The organism is Candidatus Binataceae bacterium, assembly GCA_036495685.1.
In the GTDB taxonomy this organism is placed as follows: domain Bacteria; phylum Desulfobacterota; class Binatia; order Binatales; family Binataceae; genus JAFAHS01.
The window spans coordinates 1-6,560 of record DASXMJ010000164.1 but is presented as its reverse complement, the minus strand read 5'-3'; the positions used below and the strand labels follow the sequence as shown (position 1 = coordinate 6,560).

The following is a 6,560-nucleotide window of genomic DNA, read 5'->3' as shown; positions in this document are numbered from 1 at the left end:
GTAGAGCTCGACTATCTCGGCCAGTGCGTTCTTTCCACCGTATTCGCGGATTTTCTCAATGAATTTGTGATCCAGCATCACAGCGCCAGAGGAGCCGGTTCCATCCTGCTCTAACCTTCTAGTTTTCTTCTCGAATTCGGCATCTGCTCTGCGCGCCTTTGTCGAGAGATTCAATTAGCCAAGACCGAGCTTTCAGTTACGCCGCCGCACCAACCGCAAAGGACGAAAGTCCGCGACTGGCCGGTCGTGCCGCCACGGCAAACTGACTCGGGCGGCTCGCAACCGCTGCCTCGACTCTCGGGACGAACTTGGACTGGCGAGGGTCCATGTCGAAGTCCCAATTCTTGAGCAGGACATACTGCTTGCCGCGTCGGGCGAGCAGGCCCGCGTCAACCAACTCCGCGATCATTCGACTTACCATCGGTCGCGAACAACCAATCATTTCAGCAAGATGCTCGTGGCCGAGCTCCGGAATCAGGATGGTTCCCTCGGAATCCGTAACCGCCGCCCGTTTCCCAAGATCGCCCAGCACCAGCTTGAGCCGGTCAAGCAAGGGGAGATTCAAGAGGCTGGCGAAAAACCGCAGATTCTCCGACCAGAAGGTGTTCAGCGCGGTCAGCATCGAAACCAGCTGGTCCGCAGGAAGGTTTGAGAGCATGCGGAGAATTTGATCGCGGCTAAAGAGCGACACCGTGCATTTGGTGGCGACCTGAGCCTCGAACATCCGGGCGTGACGGCCGTTCTGGTCGAGGTAGTCGGGATAGCCGATAATTTCGCCTGGTCCGGCCAAGCGAACCAAGGTGCGATTCCCGTCGCCGACTGGGCAATAGATGCTTACGTAGCCCGTTAGAATGCATGCCATCATTCCATCGGTATTTCCCTCGCAGAACAGCATCGCGCCTTTCTCGAAGGAAACCGCCATTTGGCCCTCGATGAGCTCGTCTACCGTGTCCGATGGCAGATTAAGCCCGCTCAGGTTGTTCCGAAGCGTTCTGAAAGCTTGCTCGTATCGGTTGCGTGGTTGCTGAATTATTGATTTCATCTTTACTCAACTTCCTCTTGGAAGCCCCATCCTTATTCTCGAATTTTTGCCTCTTCACACCGAACGTGGCTTATTAGGCTGTTATCTAAACAATGACTAGCATACAGCAACTCCCGTGCCGTGCGTCTTTCAAATCTTGCACCCTGTTTCACTGCTCTTTTTGACCCCCGCGGTGTTGACCCGATCAAAAAATATATGGAGGCTTCTCCATAGCTATGGAGCCGGTGCCATACTTGAGGGATAAATTCTCGCTGAGGCGGACACACTCCGGCCCCAGCCGTATCGGCGAAAACTAGCCAGATGCCCACCCCGCGCAAAGTACTTTTGGTCGATGACTTAGCCTCGAATCTTCGGATTCTGGGACTGACGCTTAAGCGCGCAAATCTCGAGGTGGTTGAAGCGCGCAGCGGCCTCGAGGCAATCTCGGTTTGCACCGCAGAACTTCCCTCCCTGGTTCTACTTGATCTACGCATGCCCGAGATGGACGGGATTGAGACGCTGCGTCGCCTTAAGACCGTCGCTCCTGATCTCCCGGTCGTCATGATCACGGTCGACACTGACCTCGCTGCGGCGGTGGAGGCCACTAAACTCGGCGCCTACGATTTTCTACTGCGTCCGGTTGACGAGGAGCGACTGCTCCTTACCATCAGGCACGCGCTGGAACGATCCTCGCTGCGCGATCAGGTCGAGAATCTTCGTCACATAGTTGGACAGGGCGGTTATCTGTCAAAGCTCGTGCTCCCCAGTTCGTCGATGCGCGCGATCGTCGAGCAGATCGCCAATGTCGCCAGAGCGAACCTGACCGTCCTGATTCAGGGCCGCACTGGCACCGGCAAAGAGGTGGTAGCGCGTGCAATTCACCAGGAAAGCTCGCGCGCGGGCAAACCGTTTGTTGCGGTCGATTGCGGGGCGATTCCCGAAACCCTGGTTGAATCGGAATTGTTCGGTTACGAAAAGGGGGCCTTCAGCGGCGCCGATCGACACAAAGAGGGTTACTTTCAGGTGGCGCACGGCGGCACGCTGTTCCTCGACGAGGCGGGCAACCTCTCGCTCACCGCGCAGGCGAAACTGCTGCGCGTGATTCAGGAACGGCAGGTCACACCGATTGGAACCTCGCGCCCGATTCCGGTTGACGTGCGGATCATCGCGGCCACCAATGCCGAGCTCGAAGCTAAAGTGGAGACCGGCGCTTTCCGTGAAGACCTCTACTATCGGCTCGCCGAGTTCACCGTCCAGCTCCAGCCGCTCAGAGATCGTCCCGAGGACATTCCCTCCCTTGCGCGCCTGTTCGTGGATGAAGCTAGCCTCGAACTACATCGCTCGATTTCGGGCATTGAAGAGGATGCGATGCGTCTGTTGCAGGGCTACCCGTGGCTCGGAAACGTGAGGGAGCTGCGCAACATCATGCGCCGCGCGGTCTTGCAGGCTCAGCAGGTCATGATTCGGGAGGTAGATGTTCGAACCCTGCTCGCGAAAGCGGCGGACTCCGGTCCGATCGAATCGGTTCCGGCGCGTGCCACGGCGACCAACAATGCCGGACGATCACTCAAGGAAATCGCCAACGGGGCGGTGGAGGCCGCCGAACGCGAGGCGATCGCGGGAGCGCTGCAAGTAGCCGGCGGTAACAAATCCGCCGCCGCTCGAATCCTACAGATTGACTACAAGACGCTGTTTGCGAAACTCCGGCGGTACCAGCTGTGAGAAACCTATCCGAGCTGCACACGCCCATCGCTTTTAGCGCCGCCTCGATCGACGGAGAACGCGATCTGACCTTTCCGACGTGGGTATCGCCCGCGGTCCGCGGACCTCTGATGACGCGGATCGGGCTGGTGCTTATCGCCGCGGTCGCCTCGCTTGGTCTCATGCTCAGTTGGTTGGCACACCAGCTGAGCACCTGGGGACTGCTTTTCTTCTTGGGCGAGTTGTTGATCGCGCTCCTGACGCTGAGCGTGTCTTTTTCGGAGTGGTTCGTCCGCAACTGGGAAGCATTCGCCTTGGGCAACGCTTTCGCGGTGATTTTCGGGATCACTCTGGTCAGCACCGTACTGGGCACTCTGGCGGGCGGCATACAAGGTCTCCTTCTGCTCGAGGTCGGCTCTTCGGCGTTCCTGCCCTGGTCTCCGCACCGCCAGGTTTGGTTAAACGCCGCTACCATCGCCGGCCTCGCCGTGTTCACGGTGGTATGGCCGCGCGGCGATCCGGTCTTGCCGTTGTACTGGCTAACCATCCTTGCGGGCGCGGTAATCAGCCAGGTGGCGTGCACGACTCTGTATCAACACCGAAGCGAGCTCGAACGACACATCCAAACCGTGCTCGAGGCCCGCAAGGCGCTGGCGGCCGAGGTTAGGGAGCACGAAAACACCATCGCCGAGCTGGAACAGACGCAGACCGAGCTGGTGCAGAGAAGCGAAGAAGCGCTGGCCGCATCGCGGACAAAATCGGAATTCCTCTCGACCATGTCGCACGAGATTCGCACGCCGCTCAACTCGGTTCTGGGTATGGCGGAACTGCTGGGCGATGCCGATCTCAAGGCCGACGAGCGGCGCTACCTCGAAATAATCCGGCACAGCGGAGCGATGCTGCTCGAGCTGATTAACTCGATTCTCGATCTTGCGCGACTCGAATCCGGACGGCTCGAGATTGTACCTAGGGAATTCGCGCTGCGCAGAACGATCGAAGAAGTGCTCGAAGCCTTCACCTTCGCGACGCGCGAAAAGTCACTCGAACTGGTCACTCAATTTGCACCCGGGTTGCCGGAACGAGTGATTGGCGATTCCCTGCGGCTGCGACAGGTGCTCATGAACCTGGTTGGTAATGCAGTCAAGTTCACCGCGCGGGGACGCATCACCATCGCCGTGGAAGCAGCCTCGGATTCCCAACCACAGCTGTTCCGTTTTTCAGTTGCCGACACCGGAACCGGAATACCGCCCGACAAACTCGCCCTGATCTTTGAGCCCTTCACCCAGGCAGACTCGTCGAATACCCGCGAATATGGGGGAACCGGGTTGGGCCTGGCGATTGTCGCGCGCCTGGTCAAGGAAATGAGTGGCGAGATAACCGTCGCGAGCGAAGTTGGCAAGGGCAGCACCTTCGTCTTCACGGTCAAGCTTGAGCCCGCTTCCTCCTATCGTGAACCCCGGTCGAGCTCCGACTCGAACGCGTATCCACGCCTAAACCGTCAACTGCGCTTGTTGGTAGCCGACGACGTGGCGGTAAATCGGGTCCTGATCCGGGCTCTGCTGCGGCATTTGCCTTACGAGATCGACGAGGTTGAAAGCGGAAGTCAGGCTATCGAAAAGGTGATCGCGTCCAAATACGACGCGGTACTAATGGATATGCAGATGCCTGCGCAGGATGGATACGAAGCTACCAGCGCCATCCGCAAGTGGGAACGTGACCATGGCATAAATCGCGTGCCCATAATTGCCCTTACCGCCTCTGCACTCGATACCGATGTGGAGCGCGCCCGGAAAGCCGGTTGCGATGCTCACGTGAGCAAGCCGTTTCGGCGCGAAGATCTGCTTAGAGCGCTCGACTATCACCTTGCGTCAGGGACCGATCCAGCAGACTCAAAGAGTTAGTGGAGGCTGACGCTCCGGCGCCGCAATGACTCGCGGGCCGAAACCAAACTGACGCCGAAGGGGCTCCCCTTTTGGCCGAGCGCTGTTGGTCCCTCAGGGCGAGTAAAAAACGACTCAAGTTTGGGCGGTCGCAGGGGCCATGGCAGACCCACCCTTGGCCGCAACGTCCCTGTCTTCGCGTCAATTCGAGGCTAAACCGCGGCGGGAGTCGCGTCCCGTCGACTTAAGCAAACATCCGGACCTCTTCGACAGGTGGCGGGAGCCCGCCCGCACCTCGTCGCACCATTAAATCGATACCCTTGACGCGGTAGGAAAGAGAGGCGGTTAACTTTTTCGCGACTAGGCCAAATTTTGACCCATCTTAGCAAAAGTGGCCCGAGAGCTATGAGAGAAATGCTCTGGTGACAGGTCAATTTGTGCCCGGAACCGGGGCTTAAGGCCTTGGAAACGAACCGGCTGGGGGTAGGAAACGCTCCCAGAATCTTCATGGAAGAGGGTCGTGAGCCGTAACATGGATCGCTTTGAGAACGAGCTAGTTTTACCAATCGCATCGGGAAGGTCCCTCGGCCTCCACAACGGATATGCCGCTTCAAAGGACCAGCCGTTTATCGATCTTCGCAGCGATACTGTGACTCTGCCGACGGTCGAAATGCGCGAGGCCATCGCGCACGCGGAGTTAGGCGACGACTTCTATAGAGAAGATCCGACAGTTAACCGGCTCCAAGAGATGGCTGCGAGGCTGACCGGCAAGGCGGCGGCTCTGCTGGTGCCCAGCGGTACCATGGCGAACCTGATAGCTCTGATGGTGCATTGTCCGCGCGGACGCAAAGCGATTGTCGGCTCCAAGGCGCACGCCTATCTGTGGGAGGCCGGAGGCGGCGCGGTGGTGGGCGGTGTGGTGATGACACCGGTTACGAATCTTGGAACCGGCGCCCTGGACTTGACCGAACTGGAATATGAACTGGCTACTCCGCCGGACGCGCATTTCGCGCAGCCCTCGCTGGTCGCGCTGGAGAACACTCACAACCTTTGTGGTGGGGTAGCGGTGACCGCTTCGCACATGGCCGAGGTCGCGGCGTTGGCACGCAAATATGGGGTCCCGGTGCATCTGGATGGCGCGCGGATTTTCAATGCCGCCATCGCTCTGGAAAGCGACGTCCGTACCCTGGCCAGCTACGCGGATTCGGTAACCTTCTGCCTCTCCAAGGGGTTGGGATGCCCGGTCGGGTCGCTCCTATGCGGTACGCGCGATTTCATCACCCAGGCGCATCGCGTGCGCAAGTTGCTCGGTGGCGGGATGCGCCAGGCGGGCATAATCGGCGCGGCCGGAATCGTAGCGCTGGAAACGATGGTGGAGCGGCTCGCCGAGGACCATCTCAACGCGAGCGCTCTGGCCAAAGGGCTGGCACGAGTTGCAGGCATCAAGGTCCAGGAAGTATCGCGCCGAACCAACATGGTCTTCTTTGACCTCGACGGCGACCGGTCCGCGCAGAAGTTTCAGGCCGCGCTCAAGGGCCGAAAAGTTCTGGTCAGCTGCAGCGGTTCGAACCGGCTGCGGGCCGTCACTCATTTCGGAATCGACCGCAAGGCGATCGATCAGGCCGTCACAGCTGCCGCAGAAGCTGCTGGCGAAGCCTTGACGGTCTAGCCGTAAGGCTGAAGACAGTTCCCTAGGGACGACCGACTTAAGTCGGATCGGCTTCCTCAACCACCGCATCAATTCTATTCAAAACGATCCATGAGGATCGCGTGGGCAGCCCGCCGTAAGGAGACCGAGCACGCAGCTGACTCGCGCGGCGAGTTGGTCAACGGATTTGGTATTCCTTGAGTTTGCGCTGGTGTTGGGCGAAGACCTGGCCGATGTAGCGCGCCTCGAAGTCGGCGCGCGCCGAGCGCAGGCCGCCGTTGGGTTGGGCCGGCGTGGCGGCGGCGGCCTG

Annotated in this window: 4 protein-coding genes; 3 read left to right on the top strand and 1 reads right to left on the bottom strand. The window is 59.5% G+C overall.

The genetic code is table 11. The features are described from left to right. Window positions 1–196: 196 nt before the first annotated feature. Window positions 197–1,042, bottom strand: coding sequence for a Crp/Fnr family transcriptional regulator (locus VGI36_15370; protein HEY2486528.1), 846 nt, complete (start codon window positions 1,040–1,042; stop codon window positions 197–199). 300 nt (window positions 1,043–1,342) lie between these two features. Here VGI36_15370 and VGI36_15365 point away from each other — a divergent pair, with 300 nt between their 5' ends. The 3 genes from VGI36_15365 (at window position 1,343) to ltaE (ending at window position 6,271) form a co-directional block, all read left to right on the top strand. Next, a complete protein-coding gene (locus VGI36_15365; protein ID HEY2486527.1) occupies window positions 1,343–2,743 on the top strand; it encodes a sigma-54 dependent transcriptional regulator in 1,401 nt (466 codons plus the stop codon). Continuing rightward, the gene (locus tag VGI36_15360; GenBank protein HEY2486526.1) at window positions 2,740–4,623 is read left to right on the top strand and encodes an ATP-binding protein; all 1,884 of its coding nucleotides are present in this window, start codon (window positions 2,740–2,742) and stop codon (window positions 4,621–4,623) included. The genes VGI36_15365 and VGI36_15360 overlap by 4 nt, the downstream gene beginning before the upstream one ends. 499 nt (window positions 4,624–5,122) lie before the next feature. Next, on the top strand, window positions 5,123–6,271 hold the full coding sequence (ltaE, locus tag VGI36_15355; GenBank protein HEY2486525.1) for a low-specificity L-threonine aldolase: 1,149 nt from the start codon (window positions 5,123–5,125) through the stop codon (window positions 6,269–6,271). The last annotated feature ends 289 nt before the right edge of the window (window positions 6,272–6,560 follow it).